Source organism: Fluoribacter dumoffii NY 23, from assembly GCF_000236165.1.
In the GTDB taxonomy this organism is placed as follows: domain Bacteria; phylum Pseudomonadota; class Gammaproteobacteria; order Legionellales; family Legionellaceae; genus Legionella; species Legionella dumoffii.
In genome coordinates this window covers 1,055,764-1,078,935 of sequence record NZ_CM001373.1, presented here as the reverse complement: position 1 = coordinate 1,078,935, position 23,172 = coordinate 1,055,764, and the positions used below count along the sequence as shown (strand labels likewise).

Genomic DNA, 23,172 nt, shown 5'->3' with positions numbered 1-23,172 from the left:
TGGCATACTATTGTTCATATATATTGCAGAATGTGAAATAAATTATAAATCGCTTTGATGTTACCAATTCGGACGAGATCTTGTCAAATAGATTATCAAAAGAATCTATATAATTTCAATTATGTTAAAATAATCGAGGCAATTATGCCTCGATTATGAGTAAGATAGGTTATGGATATTTAAATTGAATCTTATTCAAGTTCGCTAAAATGGGTAGGGTTTTACCTAGCCAAGTCTTACTTCAGGAAGCTTGGTATCTTCAGGTTTTACTTCATCTAATCGTCTTAGTAACTCATCTAGAACAGGAGAAGCTCGGTCATTAAATCCAGTACCTGGATTACTAATGTCCCTATTAAGACATGGCGCAGGTGCAGGAGAAGATACTGAACATTCTAAATTATTCATCATAAGGGAATAACTGTTTTGCTGATCCAGTCTTGAAGGTTTACGAGTGGGTTTCGGTGTTATTGTAAAAGGTGTTAGTGCTTCACTCCCCTGGTTTAATAATGCACGTTGCGCTTTGGCACTGGATAATGCATGGAGTAATTGGACTTTACTTGCTTTGTCTTCATCAATGCGATCTATGAAGTTTATTCTTCGATCTTGAAGACATTGTCTTCGGTTGAATAGAGCATCAAGATATTGTTGTCTTTGTTCGTGGTAATGAGGAGTCACGCAGCAAATATCAGATCTCAATCTTTCATAGTTTTGTCTTGCCTGTAAGAAGTCTTCCTGGGTCAAACGCTCAGTGTTAATATTTTCTGGAAGAAAAATATAAGAATCCCCATGTTTACGATAACGTCCTTGATGACTTGGGTCAATAATGAAGTGTGCCTGACTGAAATCGTTAACTCGTTCCAATTGGGAATTCAGGAGAATTTTTTCATTTTTCAAATACTGTAAGGCCTGATGGAAGCCGCGTTCTTGTAGCCTTAATCCTTCCAACTCTCCTTCGTAAACCGAGGAAGTTTCCTCAGAGGAACGTTGTTGTTTTTCAAGTCGAAATCTCGCACGTTCAATTAATTGTTGAACCACCTGTTCTGGACTTTGAGGAGGTTGTACGACTTGCGCATTATAAAAATCAAGACGTTCTTGTAGCATTCGAATTTTCCTGGCGACAGGCGATTCTATTTCTTTTGATTTACTGGTATTACTTGAGTTAGCGGTTTGTGGTGGATGCTGTGCTCTAAGAAATGCGAGTTGAGATGATAAATTCGCTATTTGTTGATTGCTATGGCTTACAAAATGGGTGATTGGTTGATTATTGAACAAAGGTGCCTGAAGGAATGCATTAAGTTCCTCCAAATGATCAATCATATAAGCATGATTTTCCTCTGCTAATGTTGCTTCATTTTCCAGAGCGTTTAACTCTTCTTCTATTTGCTCTAACTCGTCTTCCAAACTTTTCAAATGTTGATCCACAGCACGAAGTGCACTGCTGTATGCTCGAATATTCTCATCCAGTATGGGTATTATAATTGAACTACTTTTCTTAGCTTCAACAGTTTTTATTTCTTTGAGTTTTTGCTCAATTTGTTTCTGAATAATTTCATTTACATGCTGCGCAAGTTTTTTATCCTTCGCAATAAATGCCATGAGAAGAAATAGTAACTGTTGGTGCTTGAGCACTTGTTCCTCACTTGTATCCCTGACATATTGAATTTGTGCCTCTTCCTTTATTATCTCTTGCACTATCATATTAATGGTTTCGGTACCGCCATGAGTATGGAGGAATTCAATTACCTTTTTGGCACTGGTTAATCCGAAGCGTGAAAGAAATTGAATAGCCAAATACGGGTCTGTTTCTGTAGTATTAGGGTTCTTGTTTCGTTCAATGCGTGCAAATAACTGTTCGAGTCTGTTTTTATTGAGGATAGGCATAGATTCGGTGGGTAATAGGGTAGAGGGCACAGGGAATACTCCAGCATTCAAAATCCTGTGCAAATTATAACCTTTCTAAAGTTTAAAGTAAAGCAGGTTCTTAGTGGCAATAAATTGAAAAATCAAGATATTATTAAGAGTCATAATGATTTTGCTCTTCTTAAAACCTCAGTGATAAACAGCTTAAGCCACCATCTACCTTGCGAAACTCACCAACATCAATTGTGATTACTTGAAAACCCGCCCCGCGAACCATGCTCACGGTGCGATGAAACCCATCGGGCATAATGACAGAATTGTTAACTCTAATGCAATTTGCGGCATAAGCTTCAGTATCATCAACAATGAGCTTCCTGAATGAATTAAAGGCGGGGTGCTCCACTAACTCTCCATTAACCAGTACGCATCCATTTCCCAAATAAGAAACACCTGTTTTTAAGTGGAGGAACTTTTTAAGTTCGATTAATGTGCTTTTATAGCCGTATTGCGCCAATAAAGAAACTAACTGTTGCGCGCCTTCAGTATTAGTACGTTGTGAAATGCCGATATAAAAATGATCTTCAATCTGCAGCACATCACCGGCTTCTAGGGTACCTGGAGCCTCAATTTTACAGATACGACCTCTGTAGAATGTTTGAATGCAAGGTTCAACTAAATCCACCTCTCCTTGTCTGGAAAGCGCACCTGGCCGGGTCAGGATAGCAATCTTATCCGTTAGAAGCGCAGGGTCCTCAACAAAACATGAGTCTGGAAAAGCATCGGAGGGTGGCAAGACCGTCACTTCCAGGCCACAGTTTACTAGTGCATCAATGTAATGTCGATGTTGTTCCAGAGCTTTTGCATAATCTGGGGGACCGAATTCTGGAGTTGAAGTTAATCCATGGATCAAATTTGGAGAGGGTGTGCGTACTATTGCTTGTTGATACATGATGATTCCCTTTAATAAAAATATCCGATCGATTTCCCTAGTGATAGTCCCAAATCTCATCGTGTAAATCAAGATAGGAATTACAAGAGAACACTATAAATTATATTTAAGATTTAGATGGAAATTACCGCTGCCCCGGTAAAGCGCCCATGGCGAAGGTCATCAAGCGCCTGATTGACTTCTGTCAAATGGTAGATATGTGTCTCTGTTGTAACAGGGACTTTAGGTGCCAGGGATAAAAAAACTTCCCCGTCTTTTCGGGTGAGGTTTGCAACAGAGCAAAGAGTCCGCTCTCCCCAAAGGAGGTCATAGGGAAAACTAGGAATATCACTCATGTGAATTCCGGCACACACCACGGTTCCACCTTTTATTGTATTACGTAATGCAAGCGGCACAAGTTCACCTATCGGGGCAAAAATGATGGCCGCATCCAGAAGATGAGGTGGATTTTTATCTGAGTCTCCTGCCCAGGTTGCTCCAAGCTTGTATGCAAAATCCTGTGCATGGGTATCTCCCGGGCTGGTAAACGCATAGACTTTTTGGCCTTGTTTTTGCGCGACCTGAATAAGTATATGTGCTGCTGCTCCGAAACCATATAATCCCAAATGCTCGGCATTATGTGTTTTTAATAAAGCACGATACCCGATTAATCCTGCACAAAACAATGGTGCCGCTTGAAAGTCAGAATAGCCATCAGGGATTGGGAAGCAAAACTTAAAATTAGCAACACAATATTCGGCAAATCCTCCATCAATCTGATAGCCAGTAAAACGGGCTTTATCACAAAGGTTTTCACGCCCAGATAAACAAAATTGACAGCGCTCACAACTCTCTCCCAGCCATGGGACGCCAATTCGTTGACCAAGTGCAAAATTTGTAACAGCAGAACCGATTTGTTCGATTGTCCCCACGATTTGATGGCCTGGAATAAGCGGCAGTTTGGGGTATCGCAATTCACCGTCTACTACATGCAGATCGGTTCGACAAATGCCGCATGCATGTACTTTAATAAGCACCTCATTTTTCTTGGGAATTGGTTTTTTGGCCTCTTTGTAGATTAGCTTTTGTCCTGCTTTTTCCAAAACCATAGCACGCATGATAATTATTTCCCTATAGGAACAAATAATAGTACTTTTATTAAACTTTAGACTAAATCATGAAAACTATTCTGCTTGACAAATTACTTTTGTAGATCAAACTTATTTTGATGTATTTTAAATGAGTTTAAGGGAATATAATATCGGACGGAGTCAAAATATGAATACATTATTAAAATGGAAGAAAGGAAACCCGCTCTCAATGGAGCATTCTCAACATCCTTTTCTGAGTCTGCAGCAGGAAGTGGATAGAGCATTTCATGATTTTTATGATATGTTTGCCTCTAACAAAAATTGGGAACAGTTCGAGAAATTAAATCTTCTTCCATCTATGGATGTTGTTGAAGATAAAGATCATATCACCATACAAATGGAAATGCCCGGCATGGATGAAAAAGATATTAACGTATCTTTTACAGGTAGCATGCTTACGATAACAGGTGAAAAATCAACATCTAAAAAAAATGATAATAAAAAATACCTCTCTCGGGAAATCAGTTATGGTAAATATGAGCGCTCAATATCCTTACCTTCAACAGTGGATATAGATAAAGCTAAGGCAACCTTTAAAAAAGGAATGCTATGGGTTGAATTACCTAAAAAAGCAGAAGCAAAAGGCAAATCAAAAGACATAAAAGTAGAACAGGCAAAGTAATCTAAATGGGCCCCATACAGACAAGGATGGGGCTTTAAGCGACTCTAGGTTTTGCATAGACCTTTATTAACAGGCATATAAATGACTTATATAGAAAATCACGTCTTTGATGAATTAATAATTGGCGAATCGGCCAGTCTCACACGCACACTAACCCAGGAAGATATTAATCTCTTTGCAGTCATGTCTGGAGATGTAAATCCTGCACACGTTGATGCAGAATATGCCAAAAATGATATGTTTCATAAAATAATCGCCCATGGGATGTGGGGGGCTTCTCTTTTGTCTACTGTTCTGGGAACCGAGTTGCCTGGGCCTGGAACTATTTATTTAGATCAGACGTTAAAATTTGAACATCCTGTTGCATTAGGTGATACAGTTACTGTTACCCTTGAAATAATCAATAAACTCCCTGAAAAACACATCGTTGAGCTTGATTGTAGATGTGTGAATCAATATGGGACAGTAGTGATTCGAGGGCTTGCAACCGTTATAGCACCGACTACCAAAATCAAAAGAGAACGTGTGGAATTGCCCACGGTAGAACTCAAACCCAAACAAGAGCATTGGTATCACCGCTTAATAAAAGCTAAAAATTCATTAAAACCTCTCAAAACAGCTGTCGTCCACCCAGTAGATATCCTCTCACTTAAGGGGGCAATATCTTCTGCCCAAGAGGGATTAATTACTCCAGTTCTTGTTGGACCAAAACAAAAAATTTCTCAGGCTGCAAAAGAAGCAAATATTGATATTTCAGCATATGAACTGATTGCTACCGAACATAGCAATGAAGCAGCTGATATAGCAGTTAAACTGGCTGCGACAAAGAAAGTTGAAGCAATAATGAAGGGAAAAATTCACACCGAAGAATTGATGAAACCCATTGTTGCCAAAGAAAATGGCTTACGGACCGGACGTCGTATGAGCCATGTGTTCTCTCTGGATGTGCCTAATTATCCCAAACCGATTTTTTTAACTGATGCAGCAATTAATCTTTTTCCTACCCTAAGAGAGAAGTGCGACATTGTGCAAAATGCAATTGATCTATTCCATGCATTGGAATTAGGAACACCAAATGTTGCTATTCTTTCAGCCGTAGAAACTGTAAATGAAAAAATTCCCTCCACATTGGACGCTACGGCGCTTTGCAAAATGGCTGAACGTGGTCAGATTACTGGCGGTGTTTTAGATGGTCCTTTAGCATTTGATAATGCCATTTCCATGGAATCAGCACGTGAAAAAGGCATTTTTTCCCCTGTTGCCGGTAATGCAGACATCTTGGTAGTCCCTGATGTTGAATCCGGGAATATGCTTTACAAGCAAATGACCTATTTATCAGGTATAGAAGCTGCAGGAATGGTTCTGGGGGCTCATGTTCCTATTATTCTGACCAGTCGAGGAAGCGATGAACTTTCACGAAAAGCATCCTGTGTTATGGCTTTATTGTATGCGCGAAGACAAAAATGAAATCAAACCACGCCAATGAAGTCCTTCTGGTAATTAATGCAGGCTCATCCAGCATTAAGTTTAGTCTTTTTATTTCTTCTTTAACTCTAATTTATCATGGGGAAATAGAGAGTATTTTTGATAACCCGCAAATAACCGTCTCCAATGCCCAGCAAAAACAAATAGTTAAGAAATCTATTCCATCAACAGGGTATGATGCGGCGTTAAATTATTTATTTGACTGGATTCAACATTTACCCTCTCGTTATATTTTAAAAGGAGTCGGACATCGGGTAGTTCATGGAGGCCGTTTTTTCGAACTTCCTATTTTAATCACTCGGGATTCCATTGCAAAACTTTCATCTCTAAATCCTTTGGCGCCACTTCATCAGCCTCATAATGTTGCCATTATCGAAAGCATTTTGAAACTTTACCCTGAACTGTTGCAAGTAGCTTGTTTTGACACATCTTTCCATCGAACCCAAAATAAATTGGCTACCCTCTTTGCGATACCTAGGGCATTGAGTGAAGAGGGGATTATCCGCTATGGATTCCATGGCATCTCTTACGAATACATTGCTTCCGTATTACCGGAACAAATTAAATATAAAAAAGTAATTGTTGCTCACTTGGGGAATGGTGCGAGTATGTGTGCCATGGAACACGGTAAAAGTGTTACGACTTCTATGGGCTTCACAGCCTTGGATGGTTTAATGATGGGAACACGGTGTGGAGTGATTGATCCTGGCGTCCTTCTGTATTTACTTCAGGAAAAAAAGTTATCTATAGAAGAGCTAAACACTCTTTTATATAAAAATTCTGGCCTTTTGGGTGTTTCGGGAATAAGCAGCGACATGCGTGAATTACAAGCCAGTAAAGAAACCCATGCACTTGAAGCTATTGATTTATTTTGTTATCGAGCAGCACGAGAACTGTGCGCATTAGCCAGTAGTTTACAAGGCTGTGATGCAATTATTTTTACTGCAGGAATAGGTGAGCATTCGGCACCTGTTAGAAAAAACATATGTGAACGTTTGGCCTGGCTAGGAGTCATACTGGATGAAAGTGCAAACCTTCGAAATGCGGCTGTGATCAGTCAGGTGCAAAGTAAGGTTTTTGTGGGGGTTATTCCTACTAATGAAGAGTATATGATTGCCCAACATACATTGAATTTAGTGTTAAACACATAAATTAATCGGAGTATTATTTATGTTTCAGTTGCTCTTAAGATTACTTTTAGTAATTTCCGGATCCATTGCAGGCTGGTTTATTGCACGCGATGAATTGAAATTCCCTATAATTCAAATGGTCATAGCGGTCATCTTGTTTACTCTGGTCATAGTAATTATTGCTTTTTGGCCCGAGTTAAAAAAATTGATTAAGAGAAAAAAAGGTTAGGGAGTGATTTCTCGCGGTGCTTATGAAATCTCTCCCCAATGTATCGACAACAAGAAAAGTGTTTACTCAACCCCTTTACATGGTTTTGGGGCCTTTGGGCTCTTCCTCCGTAATTTCCTCTATAACAGGCCCAGTGTCTGATTTTTGCTGAGGCTCTTCATCTGTAATCTCTTCGATCAGAGGTCCTTCATTTACCGGTTTTACATTGGGTAGTGCTTCAATAGTTTCCCTGATATATTCAATGATTCCTTCTATATCGTTTACGGGAATGGAGCTTGGGACATGTGAAAAAACATAAGTTTCATCACATTCAAACGCATCATTAAGTGCATCCAACAAGCCTGATCGGGCTATTTTTTTGGCTTCACGTAAAGTAATTACCCGACCCTCAGGAGGAATGAGTCCCATATCAATATTTCGTCTATTAACAAGTTCAAATTCCTCTGCAAGATAATTATCATGTGCTACAAAGCCCGTTTTAATAGCGCATACTCTGGGTTTATATTCCGGATTTTCAAAACTTATTTCATGCAAAGGAGTTTTTATACTGGTCCATTTCCATAATATTTGTCCAGGAACGGTTAATAAATGAATGGTTTTTATATCTTGCATCCCTAAACCGACATAGGTTTTACCAAAATTCCTAATCATGGTAATTTCTGAATTTCGTGCAGCAATTTCCATGACATTGTCAATCCCTGTAAAACCGGATCTGCTTTCAACTGCAATGTCGTCACGTTCTTTGCGTTTAGCGTAACGCTCGAATAATTCAGGATGTGTTCCAACTAGTTCTTTGGGATTAATAAAAAAAGGTGGTACATTGGTATCTATGATTGCTCCATTGCTGGGTATGATACTACTCATACTTGCATAGGTGGTCCCGACCAATAATTCCGGGGTAAAGCCAAGATATCTTGATGAATTGTTCGCTATGACATGTTCAGCAATATCGTAATGATCTTGTTTTTGTTTGGGGGGGCATAAAAATTTTGTGTTACGTAATACATCTATTAATTCGGTAAGGCTCATTCCTCTATAAATTGAACGTCCCTTGCCCTTATTTTCTATGCCTGATGCGATATTAGGAAAGATATCAAAACGGGTGGAGGTAATTATTTTAAGAGATTGAAAATATTTTGGAATCGAAGGGTTGGCTCCTTCATGCCACTTATGTTCAACAAAGTCTAAAACCTTGCGTGTAAATTGGTTTTTGCGGAATTCATTCCTCCGACCCTGACCTCCATGTGCATGTTTAGACAGTTGACCCGTAAAAAACTTGGATTTCATATTAACACTCCGGAGTGAATTAAATCATTAGGACTGCATCGCGGTCTTATTGTGTATAATTATACCATAAAAAGTTAAATTTAAACAGGAGGATAATTTATGAGCATCCGATGAAAAATAAGTGTGAATTATGGAGAAATAGGATCATTAAAATAATTGGGAGTATTGAATGAAAAAACAACATTCACAGGGATTTTTAGCGCTAGTAACCGATTCTAAAAAGCGAGTTAAGGAAATAACGCCAAAAATATTAAAGGAAAAAATTCATCGGCAAGAACCTATGTATGTCATTGATGTGCGTGAAGTTCATGAGTGGGAATCAGGTTTTATTCCAACGGCAATTCACTTGAGTAAGGGAATTATTGAGCGTGATATAGAGAAGAAAATATCTGATTTGAATACACAGATTATTGTTTATTGCAGTGGAGGTTTTCGTTCTGCTCTGGTTGCAGACAACTTACAAAAAATGGGCTATTTGGCTGTTTACTCTCTGGAAACCGGGTTGCAGGGTTGGCTTGATGAGGGCTATTTATTAGAAAAATAATGATCTTGAGTTTTTAGTTCAGTGAATCTGCTCTCTCCAGGAGAGCAAGATCTCATATTTAAAATGAGGAAAAGGCATTAGTGTAATCTCTTCTCAATAATCAATTTGCCTCAAGTTGATGGTATATGAATTATTCCAATTCCAATTTTTTTCGTGATTTGTCGTAATTACAAAAGATTTAACTTCATTGTCATTGAGTTCGGAAGTTTTTTTATAAAGTAATGTAAATTCTGTTGTGTTTTCAATAAGGGGCGAAACGAGAAATGTGGACTTTGCCATGTTTGCGACGAGCCGATAGTGTTTGATATCGCCATTGTTTAGAGTAAAGGTAATTTTTAATTGCTGTGGTTTGTAAAGCAGAGTTGCCAGTTTGCCCCAAAAATTGGGTATCATGTTAATTTCTGCAAACAGAAGTCTATTTTTTGCCAATAATTCAACGCGTTCACCAAGAAAGTGAGTCTCGCTTTTTAATTTTGATTGGTTCAATGAAATGGGAATTTCTCTTTTTTGGAGGAATAAAAAATTGTTCGCAAGCCGAGTAGGTTGATAATGAGTTAACAGTAAGGGCCAACTTGCTCCGTCTTCCAGAGAAGGCAGGCGTTGATCTATAGGCTCTACTTTAAAAATAATATTATCAGGTTTATGTTTTCCCTGGAGATGTCTTGTATTCTCCTCTGCTAACCCCTGGTTAAATACAGAGTAGCTTTGGAAAACAGGACGTGGAGCCCAAATATTTTGAGAAGAAATCAAGTAAGTTTGATCGTATGAATAAATATCAGTTGTTCCTTGCAAAACAGGAAAGTCTGCCTGTTCACGCAAGAAGTTCATTGTAAATATGAAGTTCGTTTCAAGCCAGGAAGGGTCCTGGATTCTGTTTTTTAACCCATGCCAAGCCGAGGAATATGAAGATATAAAGTTATTTCTTATTGAAATGTTGGTGTAGTGACTATTAATAAAATACCAACTACTTAATGAAATGAGGATGAGGGGACCACTAATCCAGAATTGGGTAATAAAAGCTAAAAACAGTGTGGCTAGCAAAACTGAAGTCCCTGGTATGAACGCATGGCCCACATGACGGGTAAATCCTGTTTTAAAAGAAACAAACAAGAATACAAAATAAATTCCCAGCAAAAATAGTTTAGCTTTACCTGATGTTTGTTTCTCCTGAGAAATAACCAGAAAGAGTAATAAGCAACTCATTAAATATAAAAGGATTTCGCTAATACTCCCATCAGTAGACATGGCTTCTGTAAAGCCGGAGGCTATCCAAAGTGTGCTTGTGAGGTAATCAGGTAAAGAGGCAACTGGTTGTTTTGCTGCTAACCAAAATAGGAGGATGGATACGGATGGAGAAATTAGGCAAATTAAGGCCAGTTTTTTTTGATTACTGATGATAAAAAAAACAAAGCACAAAAAAAGTACGAGAAGACAAAGGATAAGCATTGACCCCTTGATAAGCGCGAGTAAACCAAAAGGGGCAAAAATAAAAAAAACTAAAGATAATAGGGATGAATTTGAGAGTTGGATCCGATCATGCGAGATGATTTGGTGGCTTATTAATCCCGTAAGTAATGGATAAGAAAAAAATAAGGAATCTCGGGCGTAAATCATCCCTAAAAAGGGGATGCAAAGCATGAAGAACCAGAGCCACCGGGTTTTTCTCATCAAAAAAAGAAGGCAAAACCAATAGGAAATTGCTAAATAAAAACATCCAGCCATCATTAGAGAATCTGTAGCCGGATGATAAGCTTTTGTGTATAGGGAGGAATAGGGGCCAAGAGTGAATATTATGTCCTTTCCAAATGCCAAACCTTGAGCAACTGCCTGGTTTAGTCCAAGAGCCCATGAAGGATCTATCCCAGGAGCTGGCAATTTTGGAGAAAAAGGAATAAAAATAGAAGTGATAATCAAAAAGAGGCTCAGCTTACCTAAAAAAAACAGTAATTCTTCCTTTTTTTTGAGTGCAATTATCCTTGGTGTGGTAGGCAATTTTAGCATGCATAGTCCTAATTCAGGCTAGTGTAACTTAACTTAATTTTGTAGTGGAGAGTAAATAGTGGCCTGACGAGTTATACTCGATGACAATTTACTTCTCGCCCTTATAATTCCCTGTGAAACAGGGCTTAAAAAATAAAGGTTAATCCTAAAGAAACAGTATTCGAGATATCCGTTTCTGTGCTTGCATCTTCAAGTCTTTTAAACGCGCCGTAATCATATTCATTTTCATATTCAACAAATAAATTAATCCCCGGAATCAAACGATAATAAGGCCTTATTGCATAACGCATTTGATTCAACCCGCTGCCAATTTGAGCATTAACTACAGTTTTAGTTGCCAGAATACTTCGAATACCTGTTCGAATTAAAAGATTATTGGTAATTTGGGTATCTCGCGAAAGTTCTACATCAAATTTGACGCTTCCACCATAAAAATAGGTTCTAATATTGGTATCAATAAAAAAGGGCATTAACCCCTCAAGGCCGATACCTGCTTGCCAATAAGGTCGATTGGCAGGTTGATTGAAATAGTTCACACCACCTTTGATAGCCCAGAATTGGCTAATTAAATGCCAGTAAAAAATATCAATATCTGCATTTTCAACGATTCCTTTATAAATTTCTGCATCATTTGTAAATAATTGCAGTTTATGATAATCAGGACCATACATACCTTTGTAGGTAACCCTTTGGGAATTGTGTATCGGATCCCCGCCTAAATCCAGAAAGGTTGCTAACCACAAACCTGCACCATGAGCCATCGGATGTTTCACTAAATGGTAGTTAATTGGTTTAATTGCTTCATCCACTCGGATTATAGGGCGGTTATAATAAGGAGTATTTGTTATCGTATTTTCGGGTTTGATTTTGCCTTCAGCTATTTCGATTATGGTCGAATATTGGAAGATCCTGTTCATCCCTGCCATCATATGATAAAGCATGTGGCAATGGAAAAACCATTGGCCGCTTGCATCAGTATCAACATCAGCAGTTACTGTTGCTCCTGGCGGAATATCAAGGGTGTGCTTTAAAGGGTCAAATGCGGCTTTACCGGTACGTAAAATAAACCAATGACCATGAATGTGCATGGGATGATGCATCATTGAGGTATTCGTAAATACAAAGCGATACCGTTTACCTGGTTTTAATGGTATTGGTTTGGCTTTATATCCAGGAACACCGTTAATAAACCAAATAAACTGTCCCATATATCCAAATAATTCCAAATTTATTACTCCCTCCACTGGTTTATTTGGGTTATTAGTAGGAACGGCTGCTTGTAAATCACGATATTTTGTTTCCAGCGAAGTCATAAAGGAGGCGTTAGAAGAAGCTATGGTATCTTTAAATCGCGTTGGTTCCGTGGGCATGTGCATGCTCATGGAGTTACCCATATGCATTTGATGCTCCATTTTCATAGAATGCATTCCTATTGGCGCTTTAGCCTTTGCACTATCTTGTTTATTGTGGTTTTCAGGTAAGTTGCCATGCACCATGCCGCCCATCATGATGTTCATCATCTCTCTGGTAACGGGAATGGGCTCAGGGAATGGTTTGACCCGCTCATAATTGACTTTTTGGGCTGGGTCGGTTTTTAAAGCGCCATAAGCAGCACCTAGCGTATCTCTTGAGCCTGCATAAATTATGTAGGGCTTATTTTTTCCAATGTTCACCAAAACGTCATAAGTTTCCGCAGGTGAAATTGCCAATTCCTTAACGGTATAGGGCTTGATGTCATTTCCATCAGCCTGGACTACCTTCATTGTAGAGCCAGGAATTTTGATACGAAATAGGGTACTGCTTCCAGCATCAATAAATCTTAGCCGTACAATATCTCCTACTTTGACCGCAGCTGTCCAGGGAGCTTTTTTAGAATGGCCGTTCATTAAAAATGCATCAAATGCAACATCGCTTATATCATAAATCCCCATACGCATTTGTTGCATGCTTTTATAATCATCTAAAAGCTCTTTGCGTTCTTTCTTGGATCCTTTTTTATAATCATGAATAAATTTCATCAAGGATGGTTGAAGAGGAAAGCGAGGGGCATAATAATCTCCGGATTTTTTAAGATTAGCTAAAACCTGTTCAGGTTTGGTGTTAATCCAATCCGATAAAACAACTACATAGTCCCGTGTGTAGGTGTAATGGGGTGGTGTTTTGGGATCAATTAAAAACGCCCCATATAGACCCTGTTGCTCTTCAAGACCTGAGTGTGCATGGTACCAATAGGTTCCAGATTGTTTTAAAGTAAACTGATAATGAAAAACACCTCCCGGTGGTATTTCGGTTTGAGAGACACCTTCCACTCCATCCATCTGCCAAGGAACCAAAACTCCATGCCAATGTATGGCGGTTGCTTTATCAAGACGATTAAATACATTTATAGAAACCTGATCCCCTTCTTTAAAATGTAATGTCGGCGCAGGGATTTGATTGTTAACTGCAATAGCTTTGGCGGGTTTGTTGTTAAAGCGAACCGTTTTATAACCGACTTCCAAATTAACCACTTTATGGGCGGCGCATGCAGGAAATGCGAGAATGAAAATGCAAACAATTAAAGTAATAAAGATAGGTTGGCGATGTAAGTTATGTGTTTTTTTTAGCATAATGCTTTCCATCAATGTTGGGTTGAAGTCCTGGTTTTAAACCCAAGCCTAAAGTTTTATAAACTTGCACAATGTCCTGGAGAACAAGAGATTGTTGATTTGCAAGATTATAGTCAGTCTGGAGTGCACTAAGACTTATAGTTAAGTAACTTCCCTCATCGGAAAGTCCGCTTTTGAATTGTGCGTTACTAATTCTTAACTTGTCTTTGAGCAGAGACGATTGATGTCGGTAAGCTTGTAACGCCATATAATCTTTTTGGTAGGAAGATAAAGCATTATCTACCTCGCCAATCGCACGAACTACCGTATTTTTGTAATTTAAAAAAGCTGCTTCAAATTGATATTTGGATCGCTTGTACTCGCTCATTCTTAGACCAAAATCAAAAAGGGGTTGCAAGACATTTGTACCGTAATTCCAAAAAATACTTCCGCTGGAGAGAAAGTTTTTTAAATTGGGACTAGAAAATCCATAATTACCGGTTAAATTAAATGAGGGTAAAAAATTAGCTATATTTTGCTTTTGGAGATAACCATAAGATACAGTTTGATAAAAGGCCTCACGAATGTCAGGGCGTCTGCAAAGAACGGCAGAAGGGATGTCTTTTGGTATTAATCCTATAAGGTCCTTGTTGGGTAACACATTATCGATTTTGAAGTGAAACTGCTCTGGATATTGGCCAAGCAAATAAGCCATTGTATTTGAAAGGATTGATTTTTGTTTTTCAAGATTGGCTATATTGATTTTTATCGATTCAATTTGAGTTTTTACATCATCAAGAGATTGTGCATCAACAAGCCCCCCCTTAAATTGGCTCCTGGTCAATTTTAAAAGCTGGGTGGAAAAATAAATTTGTTGGCGTAAATTGACTAAATTTGTATTTAAAACAAGAATCTGAAAATAAGTATTCACTACATTACTGATTAAAGTCAGTTTTACTACATCGCTATTGGCAGCACTCACTACAGCATTGGCCTTAGCCTGCTTGACGCTATTATGAATCTGATTCCATACATCGAGCTCATAGCTGGCTGAAATAAAACCTTCTATCGAAGTAAAAGGACTCGAAAAATTTCGTAAAGGGAAAGATGCATTGGTTGAACCTAAATTATTTGCAGTGCCGAAGGTATTAATTGCATTCCGTGATAGCTTGATTCGCGTAGCATCAAAATTCAAATTCACTTGGGGTAACAATGCAGAGGCTGCTTGGGTAATATAGGTTTGTGAAATCTGAATGTTTTTAATTGCAATTTGATAATTAATATTTTCTTTTATTGCCCAACTCACCAGTTGATTCAACTTCACATCATGAAAATTCTTCCACCACTCGTCTCGAAGTCTTTTATCAGTGGTTTTGACAGAGGTTTTAAAGTGTTTTGGTACATCCAAAGGAGCAATTTTCGGTTTTTGGTAGAGAGTGCAACCGCTTAGTATTAAGATAAATGAGAGGAAAAAGAATGATTTTATGTTGTTCATTTTTTTCCTTTAATATAAATGTCAACCAATTGTCCCGGAAAAATATTAATATCCTCAGGCTTGGTGAATTTGAAGATAACAGGCAAAACCCTTACATCAACTCGCTCCGTCCTCTCATTTGAAAGTTGAATGTTCGGGATTAGATACGGTTGTATTTTAATAAATTCGAGCGGAATTCCTCTATTGGATATGCCGCGTACGAACATTGTTGCTTCCAGATGTGAAGAGCTTGGCAGAGTAGGAACCAGAATTTCATCGATAAAACAGCGAACTTCGAGAAAGGGTTTGGTGATACCCATTTCAATTACAGGCAACATGGCTTGGGTGTAAGTATCAAAGCGACCCAAAGGAGATCCATAATCACCGACGGCTACTCCTACACGGAGAATAACTCCATCAATAGGGGCCCTAACAGTATATTTATCAAGAAGAGCCAAATCGGCCGCGTATTGTTTTTTTGCTATCTGCACATTTTCTATTTGAATTCTAACTGCATTAATTGCATTATCCAGAGCGTTTTTACTTACTGATTTGGTATCAATTAAATAAGATTTCCGGGTTTTTTCTAATTGTTGCCGCAGGTTAATCAGGCTGGCTTGTTGGTAACGTATTTGAGCTGCATCCTTTGCAACCAATTCCTTTTGAATTGAATCATCAAGCTTTAAGATCGGTTCTCCTCTTTTAAGATGTTCTCCCTCCCGTGCAAAGACAGCAGTGATTTCCCCAGAGACTTGTGGGTAAATATTCACATTTTGGCCTGTAGGCTGATGACTTTCCACTATTCCTGTAGCATAAATTCCCTTCTCATAGGGGTTATAACTTACAGTTAGAGGATGTTCGGGCTTTATTTTTTCGTTATAAATGATAACGCTTGCGACACCTGCTAAAATTCCCAGGCAAGCGATGATAAATAACGTTCTTGTCTTCATTGAGAACCTTCCGATATTCTGCCATCTTCCATAGTGATGATTCGCGTAGCGAAATCAAAAATTCTATTATCATGGGTCACAATAATAATTGCACGCTTGTCATTTAAAATATTTTCCTTGATAAAGGTGATAATGTGTTTCCCGGTTTCTCCATCTAAAGAGGCAGTGGGCTCGTCGAAAATAAGTAACTCTGGCTCTGTAATTATTGCCCGGGCAATGGCTATGCGTTGTTGTTCCCCTATACTTAATTTATAGGGTGGTACTGAAATGCGGTGACTTAGTCCGACAATGTCCAGAGCATTTTTTGCTTTCTCAAGTGCTGTATCCCAGGAAGTTCTCTTCAGAATTAACGGTATAGCAACATTCTCTTGACTCGTTAATTTAGGGAATAAATGAAAATCTTGAAAGACAAAGCCTAAGGAATACAATCTGAAATCTGCTAATGCATCATCATCCAGTTGCCAAATATTTTTTCCTTTGACTAACACATATCCTTCATTAGGGCGAAGGATACCTGAAATAATACTCAACAGGGTTGTTTTTCCTGAACCTGATGGGCCAATGATGTAGAGCATCTCCCCAAAATCAAGTTCAAAACTGACATTTTTAACAGCATAGGTTTTACTGTTGTCAGTAGCAAACCATTTGGTTAAGTTAAGAGCCTGTAGAATCATACTTATCCTCTGAAAATATCAAAGGGATCAATACGCGTCACTTTTCTTATCCCCAAATAACTTGAGAAAGCAATAATAACAATGACCATGAAAAAAGAAAAAAGTAAACTTGGATAAGTGACTAACGAGGCATAGTTAGACAACCTGAGTTTTGCCAGGGCGATTAAAACAGAAGATAAAAGAACGCCAAACCCGTACCCTAGGAATCCAATAATACCTGATTGAAAAAAAATCATTTGAATCAGTTCATTCTTCTTTGCCCCAATTGCTTTTAAAGCACCATACTCCTCAAGGTTTTCCAGGACAAATGTGTAGAATGTTTGTCCTGCTATGGAAAGACCTACAATGAAACTGATGAGGGTCATAATTAACAGGTTAGTCCCTAAGCCTGTTTTATAAAGATAATAATTTTTATTTTTGTCTATAAATTCCTGGCGAGTTACTGCTGAGTACCCCAATTTTTCAACTTGCTCCTGAATGTAGGGAATATCTTGCGGGGATTTGGGTTCCACCAATATGTAAGAAATGGTAAAACGGGTTGTAGGCAAGTCGGAAATGGCACGCGAATAGGTAGTGTATAATGTGGGTGTGCCAAATAGTCCATTCACCAGGGCTTTACCTAATGCGATAATGATCGCCCTATGATCATTCACTTCAAAAGTTGTACCTATTTGAGGGTTGTCCAGTTTCGAGTATTCGGTATCTTTAATGGCTATATATGCATCATTATTAAAAATAGCATTTATATTGCCATCGATCAGTTTGGGTCTACCCAGCAATGTAGAATCATCCAGTCCAATAATTGTAGCCGCCTGATAAGTTCCTGTGCCTAACTTCACAAGACCTTGACCCGAGTAAAGCGGTGCCGCATATTTTACCCCGCTGATACTCCTTACTACGTCAAGAACATAATTCGGCATAGGAATATTATCAGTCTGAATATTGACTGAAGGATCCATGACCCAAACAGAAGATCCTATATTAATAATGGTTGCAGAAGTTCTTTGCATGATTCCGGAAAAAACGGAAGTCATTTGCATCATAAGAAAAACGGCGAATGTTATGCCAACAATTAAGGTAAAGAATTTTCCCCTATCATTGATTAAGAGTTTCATAGCGATCTTTAAAAGTCCATTTTTCATCTTTGAAACATCCTTAAATCTCACTAAGGGATGATATTTTAAAATTTCATTAGCATATTCGTTATTTTGTCCAATTGCTACTTAATGATCTTTAGAAACCCAAGCTTGTACCCTGATTTAAAAATAGAATTTCCAACATGCTATTTTTAATATCTGTGAAATGTAGGAGAAGGAGTATCATTGTCCTCAAAAGATTTAATTTCAAGTTGATATGAACTTTTTATGAGAGTTGCTTCATGATTTGCTTCCATCATAGCGATCTCAATCTCACCTGCGGATAAGCCCAGATAGGTTTGTAATCGGAATAGTGCTTGTGAAAAACTGGATAATTTCCCATTACTGGCTTCTGATAATGTTTTTCCTTGATAAGCATTATTCAGCATGGGTCCAGAATAGGATTCCAGCCTTTGTGCAACACTCATTGCTTTAAATGATAGGAGACGTAAATTTAATCCCGTCAAGTTGCTTTGGTCTTGATATTTTAATAATTCTTGATAGCAGTTTGCCAAGAGCAAATAACCTGGTGATAAATAATATTGCGCTGCGATCTGGGCGTAAAAAATGATTTTTTTGGCGATTTCCTCATTGAATTCCTGACTTAATAACTCAAAACCACCCATGCATAAAGCATTTAAAGAAAAATAACATCCATATAAACCTGAGGTTGCTAAATATTCTTCTGCATCTTTATAGAATTCGCTTTTATCTTCTTTATTCTTTAAAACCTTCCTGTAAGTCTCATAAAGATAAAGTCCTTTTAACAAATCAAAACAAGAGGGGGTCGTACACATCGGTTGATATTCATGAACGGGTTTACCATTTCCTTGCGCATATTCTTTAGGATTAAGACCACAAAGCCTCCATAAATCCTCCCAGTGTGATTCTAATTCCTGCGATTTACAGATTTTATCGATTTCCGGATTCGCTATTGCAAGCTTTAACAGCAATTCCTGATCAAAGTTTTTTATTGTTCGATTAAAAGAATCCGGATCTATATTTTTCTTCAAACTTAAGATTTTAATTTGCTGATGTTCTTCTTGAGTGTTCAACTCAAGAAATTGAGCTAACTTCATGTTTTCTTCCGAATTGATTGACCGATTTATAAATGCCATAAAAGATCATAAGAAAAATCTTATGATCTAATTTCAGCAATTAATTGTATATTGGGGTCTCTTTTTTCCATAGTATCTTTAGATGTTTTTTCAGCTTTTGTTGATGAGACAAAAACTGTTGCATCTTCTGTTGCTCTTTGGGGGCCTAGCCAGGATAAAAGCTGGTGCTTGGGCTTAGGTGGAGCATTGGGGCTAATTGTTTTTAGAACCAAATGTCCATGTCCCTTAATTTCAAGAACATCATTCAACTCATATTTTTTCAAAAGTTCCACAATCATGGAATGGGAGGCACCACAGGTACTGGATTTTCTCGCTTGCAACAAATCTTTTACAAAGGCAGTAGCAATTACACTATCAATGCCTGCTTTTTCAATGTATTTGACAATGAGGTAATGGCTATCCATATTCGCATTAATACTGGTTGGCAGCATACCACGCCAAAAATTATCACATCGAATTTGCGCCCTTGTTGGAGGCATTGATCCAGGCCCTACGTCTCCGCCAATATTTTCTGAATGAAGCCATTTCCAGGTCGCTTCCATATATTCTTTTTCTCGAACAGCCATTGCGGCTGCTCCATAGAATATTACTTTTTTATCAGCAGAGCATACATTCAATACCATGTTATTGTGGTCATAATTTAGTGCCAGATCCGTTTCTACCTCTTTAAACAGGCTTCTTGTCAGGGTGTCATCCTGACCCACAGAGTAAATCAATTGATCACATGCAATCTCAACGAATGTTGGTTTGTTACCTGGGGCTGATGTTTTAAATTTTAACGATAGCTTTCCATCGGATTGGGGATTAATCTCAATCAATTCGGCTTGGATTAATTCGTCACGGTTTTTTGCAGTGGATAGTGCTGTTGTAGCAAGTTTTCCTGTACCGGCTTTATCAAATTGTTTTGCTACCCAAACCACCGAATTTTTTTGATTTTTTTCATTAAACTCCATATGTTCCGTATGGATATCATGTCCGAAAAACCCTTTTCTATAACAAGCTGCAGCAGTTCCACCGCCCCCATAAATAACAATTTTTCTTGGGGTGGGACAGCGTTCTTCCGTAGGTGCCAGAATAAATTGATTGCCATCAACAATCGGTGTGAATTTTTTCTTAGGATCAAATTGGTTCAAGCGTTCGAATTGAATAGGGGTAAGCATCGATCCTGCAAGTATATTTCTTGCAGGGCCAAGACCGGTACAGATATTTAATTCGTTGGTATAAATGGTTTTGATGCCGCCAGGTGTTTTTACAACAATGCGATATTCCTGATCCTTGACTTCCCAGTCAGCCAAATGATTGATTTTTTTTTCGACCCTCAATATAGAGGCTTGTAACCAGGGAGCTTCAGTCAAAGCCAGGCTGGTTTGATTTGCTTGGTAAATGTGGCGCCCATTAGCATGAGGGTTTTTTTGGTAATAATCAGTTGATAAATAAGCGGAAGGATTTTCTTTGGCTGTTGTACGTTCAAGAATGCTATGAGGTTGTGCAAGCGTGTAATTATGTTTCCAGTTACCTGCATGCTCACCAATCATTAACACTGGAGGGAGCTGATCTTTTCTTAACTGTGCATCACAGGTTCCATGATGATCTTTAAATTTTTCAAGCCAAATTGTAGTCCCAGTATCACCTGAACCAATAATCACCTGAGGAACAACAAGAAATTCTTTATCTTTTACTACGCGTAAAATACTTTTATGGATGTCCTTTTCTTTTTCATAGGATTCCTCAAGACGATCATAACTCTTGGTTACTTTGGTTAAATCATCTTCAACTGAAGCTGGATTTGCTTGAAGTTGGCTTTTTTTCTTGCCGTATTGGAAAATTTTGTATTTAAGCTCTTCTTTGAGAGTAATTTTATAGGCATAGAGATCAGTGTAAACTGCTATTGCTTTTTTTAAGATTTGAAAACATTGTTCCAGACTGTATTTTTCTTTGAAAATCTCTGGATTTTGATTAATTTGATTGATGAGATCCTCAAATTTATCTTCCAAATCCATGGTAGTGGCAATTAAATTATGATTTAGCAGGCGACAAATATAATTTATTTCGTTTTGTCTAATATCTTTGGGGATAGAATTTTTACCCATTACATACCTCAAAATGAGCATTAATTAAACACATGGCTTTCAATTGTACCAAAGAAGTATTAAGAGACTATTAATTGAGCATGGAGTTAGTTATTTTTACTTCCATGTCGAATTTTTGGATTTAAACACGAATTTAAATAGGTTGGCTTTCCTATATATCTTGAATAAGATAGCATTAATTTTTTTACCTATTTCATCAATTATGTCCCGAACTGAGCGGCTATTGGATTTAATTCAGATTTTAAGACGTCACCGGTTTCCCGTCAGCGGTGTCGCCCTTGCACAAGAGTTAGGAATTAGTCTTCGCACCTTGTATCGGGATATTTCCATACTAAAAGGACAAGGGGCTCCGATCGAAGGGGAGGCGGGAATAGGGTATGTATTACGTCCGGGATTTACTCTCCCTCCACTCATGTTTACTGTAGATGAAATTGAAGCCATAGTACTCGGATCGCGTTGGGTTATAGATAGGGCAGATTCTCAACTTAAATTTGCTGCGCATAATGCTTTGGCTAAAATTGCAGCAGTTCTCCCAAATGAATTACGGGAACAGCTGGAACTACCAGGGCTACTTATTGCTCCAGGTCAAGTTGCTGAAAGTAAGGATTCTGATTTGATTTTAATTAGAAAAGCGATGCGTTTAGAAAAAAAACTTCAATTAATTTACCAGGATGTAAATGACAACTCATCCGCGCGAACAATTTGGCCCTTGGCTTTGGGTTTTTTTGATCAGGTGCGCATTCTTATAGCGTGGTGCGAATTAAGACAGGATTTCCGCCATTTTCGAACCGATCGTATTGTTGAAATAAATTTGCTGGAAACGGGTTATCCTGAGCGCCGCCAATCTCTCTTGAAGAAATGGAAGAAAACTACCTTGAACAAGCCGCATTAGTGGCAAATGGATATGCTAGCAGATTTGCCCATGTACTCTTTGTACCAGAATAAGGTACCCATTGATTTATTCTCCTTAAAGGCTACTATAAAATCATGCTTTTATTTCTTAGGGGAATTTTATGCTGGATGTATTCAAACACACATGTAATCACGTCCATATCCCGGCCTTTCTATACGGCACTGCCTGGAAAGAAGAAAGAACCCAAGAACTAACTTTTCAGGCATTAACCAGTGGGTTTGCGGGGATTGATACAGCAAATCAACGCAAGCATTATTTTGAAGAGGGCGTTGGAGAAGGGATACAACACTACTTAAACACAACAGGCAAGAACCGTGAGGCTCTTTTTTTACAAACAAAATTTACCCCTGCATTGGGTCAAGACCATCGCAAACCCTATGATGAAGCGGATTCATATAGAAACCAGGTAAGACAATCATTTATAAGCTCCCTAAATCATTTACAAACCGATTATATTGACTCCTATATTCTTCATGGTCCCTCCTTTAACTCGGGGATTGTGCAAGATGATTTGGAGATTTGGTCTGCAATGGAAGAATTATACAATGAAGAAAAAATCAAATTACTTGGCATTTCCAATGTAACACTGGAGCAACTTGAAACGCTTTATCGGGTGGCTTCTGTTAAACCTGCTTTGGTACAAAACCGATGTTTTGCCAATACTCAGTGGGATTTACCCGTTCGAGAGTTTTGTAAAAAAAATGGTTTAATCTATCAGGGGTTTTCTTTACTTACCGCAAATCAAGGTTATTTGCTCACTGAAAAAATACATGCGCTTACCAGAAAATACAAGAAAACAATACCACAAATTGTCTTTCGATTTGCAATGCAAATCGGGATATTGCCTCTGACAGGTACAAGTAATCAACACCATATGAAAGAAGATTTGGATCTGGATTCATTTGAACTTTCGCCAAATACTATGAAGCTCATTGAGAAAATTGGTCTTGCCTAAAGTAGATTCCTACTGACAAAAACTGTCACTATAAAAA

General features: G+C 38.2%; 19 protein-coding genes. 7 read left to right on the top strand and 12 right to left on the bottom strand.

Going from position 1 to position 23,172, the window contains the following annotated elements:
• Nucleotides 1–225: 225 nt before the first annotated feature.
• The 3 genes from KYQ_RS04970 to KYQ_RS04960 form a co-directional block, all read right to left on the bottom strand.
• On the bottom strand, nucleotides 226–1,911 hold the full coding sequence (locus KYQ_RS04970; RefSeq protein ID WP_010653667.1) for a hypothetical protein: 1,686 nt from the start codon (nucleotides 1,909–1,911) through the stop codon (nucleotides 226–228).
• Nucleotides 1,912–2,041: 130 nt separating this feature from the next.
• On the bottom strand, nucleotides 2,042–2,809 hold the full coding sequence (locus tag KYQ_RS04965) for a dimethylarginine dimethylaminohydrolase family protein (protein ID WP_010653668.1): 768 nt from the start codon (nucleotides 2,807–2,809) through the stop codon (nucleotides 2,042–2,044).
• Between the two features lie 113 nt (nucleotides 2,810–2,922).
• Nucleotides 2,923–3,906, bottom strand: coding sequence for a zinc-dependent alcohol dehydrogenase family protein (locus KYQ_RS04960; protein ID WP_010653669.1), 984 nt, complete (start codon nucleotides 3,904–3,906; stop codon nucleotides 2,923–2,925).
• A 160-nt stretch (nucleotides 3,907–4,066) separates the two neighbouring features.
• Here KYQ_RS04960 and KYQ_RS04955 point away from each other — a divergent pair, with 160 nt between their 5' ends.
• The 4 genes from KYQ_RS04955 (at nucleotide 4,067) to KYQ_RS04940 (ending at nucleotide 7,405) form a co-directional block, all read left to right on the top strand.
• Nucleotides 4,067–4,561, top strand: coding sequence for an Hsp20/alpha crystallin family protein (locus KYQ_RS04955; protein WP_010653670.1), 495 nt, complete (start codon nucleotides 4,067–4,069; stop codon nucleotides 4,559–4,561).
• Between the two features lie 81 nt (nucleotides 4,562–4,642).
• Nucleotides 4,643–6,028, top strand: coding sequence for a bifunctional enoyl-CoA hydratase/phosphate acetyltransferase (locus tag KYQ_RS04950; protein ID WP_010653671.1), 1,386 nt, complete (start codon nucleotides 4,643–4,645; stop codon nucleotides 6,026–6,028).
• Nucleotides 6,025–7,197, top strand: coding sequence for an acetate/propionate family kinase (locus tag KYQ_RS04945; RefSeq protein WP_010653672.1), 1,173 nt, complete (start codon nucleotides 6,025–6,027; stop codon nucleotides 7,195–7,197). The genes KYQ_RS04950 and KYQ_RS04945 overlap by 4 nt, the downstream gene beginning before the upstream one ends.
• 19 nt (nucleotides 7,198–7,216) lie before the next feature.
• Nucleotides 7,217–7,405: a hypothetical protein gene (locus KYQ_RS04940; protein ID WP_010653673.1), complete on the top strand. Its 189-nt coding sequence runs from the start codon at nucleotides 7,217–7,219 to the stop codon at nucleotides 7,403–7,405.
• A gap of 75 nt (nucleotides 7,406–7,480) precedes the next feature.
• Here KYQ_RS04940 and KYQ_RS04935 read toward each other — a convergent pair whose 3' ends face one another.
• Complete coding sequence (locus KYQ_RS04935) at nucleotides 7,481–8,692, bottom strand: hypothetical protein (protein WP_010653674.1); 1,212 nt, start codon at nucleotides 8,690–8,692, stop codon at nucleotides 7,481–7,483.
• A 169-nt stretch (nucleotides 8,693–8,861) separates the two neighbouring features.
• Here KYQ_RS04935 and KYQ_RS04930 point away from each other — a divergent pair, with 169 nt between their 5' ends.
• Nucleotides 8,862–9,236, top strand: a complete 375-nt coding sequence (locus tag KYQ_RS04930) for a rhodanese-like domain-containing protein (protein WP_010653675.1) — start codon at nucleotides 8,862–8,864, stop codon at nucleotides 9,234–9,236.
• A gap of 93 nt (nucleotides 9,237–9,329) precedes the next feature.
• Here KYQ_RS04930 and KYQ_RS04925 read toward each other — a convergent pair whose 3' ends face one another.
• The 8 genes from KYQ_RS04925 to KYQ_RS04890 all read right to left on the bottom strand — a co-directional run bounded on the left by KYQ_RS04925 (nucleotide 9,330) and on the right by KYQ_RS04890 (nucleotide 21,267).
• On the bottom strand, nucleotides 9,330–11,237 hold the full coding sequence (locus KYQ_RS04925) for a hypothetical protein (protein WP_010653676.1): 1,908 nt from the start codon (nucleotides 11,235–11,237) through the stop codon (nucleotides 9,330–9,332).
• Nucleotides 11,238–11,362: 125 nt separating this feature from the next.
• A complete protein-coding gene (locus tag KYQ_RS04920; protein WP_010653677.1) occupies nucleotides 11,363–13,846 on the bottom strand; it encodes a multicopper oxidase domain-containing protein in 2,484 nt (827 codons plus the stop codon).
• Nucleotides 13,827–15,320, bottom strand: a complete 1,494-nt coding sequence (locus KYQ_RS04915; RefSeq protein WP_010653678.1) for an efflux transporter outer membrane subunit — start codon at nucleotides 15,318–15,320, stop codon at nucleotides 13,827–13,829. Before KYQ_RS04915 ends, KYQ_RS04920 begins: the two co-directional genes overlap by 20 nt.
• Nucleotides 15,317–16,249 (bottom strand): efflux RND transporter periplasmic adaptor subunit, encoded by a 933-nt coding sequence (locus tag KYQ_RS04910; RefSeq protein ID WP_010653679.1) that lies wholly within the window; start codon nucleotides 16,247–16,249, stop codon nucleotides 15,317–15,319. The genes KYQ_RS04915 and KYQ_RS04910 overlap by 4 nt, the downstream gene beginning before the upstream one ends.
• Nucleotides 16,246–16,923 carry an ABC transporter ATP-binding protein gene (locus KYQ_RS04905; protein WP_010653680.1) on the bottom strand — a complete coding sequence of 226 codons (678 nt, stop codon included), beginning with the start codon at nucleotides 16,921–16,923 and terminating at the stop codon, nucleotides 16,246–16,248. The genes KYQ_RS04910 and KYQ_RS04905 overlap by 4 nt, the downstream gene beginning before the upstream one ends.
• Nucleotides 16,924–16,925: 2 nt before the next feature.
• The gene (locus tag KYQ_RS04900) at nucleotides 16,926–18,065 is read right to left on the bottom strand and encodes an ABC transporter permease (RefSeq protein WP_010653681.1); all 1,140 of its coding nucleotides are present in this window, start codon (nucleotides 18,063–18,065) and stop codon (nucleotides 16,926–16,928) included.
• A 146-nt stretch (nucleotides 18,066–18,211) separates the two neighbouring features.
• Nucleotides 18,212–19,177: a DUF5630 domain-containing protein gene (locus KYQ_RS04895; RefSeq protein ID WP_019349703.1), complete on the bottom strand. Its 966-nt coding sequence runs from the start codon at nucleotides 19,175–19,177 to the stop codon at nucleotides 18,212–18,214.
• 20 nt (nucleotides 19,178–19,197) lie between these two features.
• Complete coding sequence (locus tag KYQ_RS04890) at nucleotides 19,198–21,267, bottom strand: hypothetical protein (RefSeq protein ID WP_010653683.1); 2,070 nt, start codon at nucleotides 21,265–21,267, stop codon at nucleotides 19,198–19,200.
• A 202-nt stretch (nucleotides 21,268–21,469) separates the two neighbouring features.
• Here KYQ_RS04890 and KYQ_RS04885 point away from each other — a divergent pair, with 202 nt between their 5' ends.
• On the top strand, nucleotides 21,470–22,159 hold the full coding sequence (locus KYQ_RS04885; RefSeq protein ID WP_010653684.1) for a helix-turn-helix transcriptional regulator: 690 nt from the start codon (nucleotides 21,470–21,472) through the stop codon (nucleotides 22,157–22,159).
• Nucleotides 22,160–22,280: 121 nt separating this feature from the next.
• The gene (locus tag KYQ_RS04880; protein WP_010653685.1) at nucleotides 22,281–23,135 is read left to right on the top strand and encodes an aldo/keto reductase family protein; all 855 of its coding nucleotides are present in this window, start codon (nucleotides 22,281–22,283) and stop codon (nucleotides 23,133–23,135) included.
• The last annotated feature ends 37 nt before the right edge of the window (nucleotides 23,136–23,172 follow it).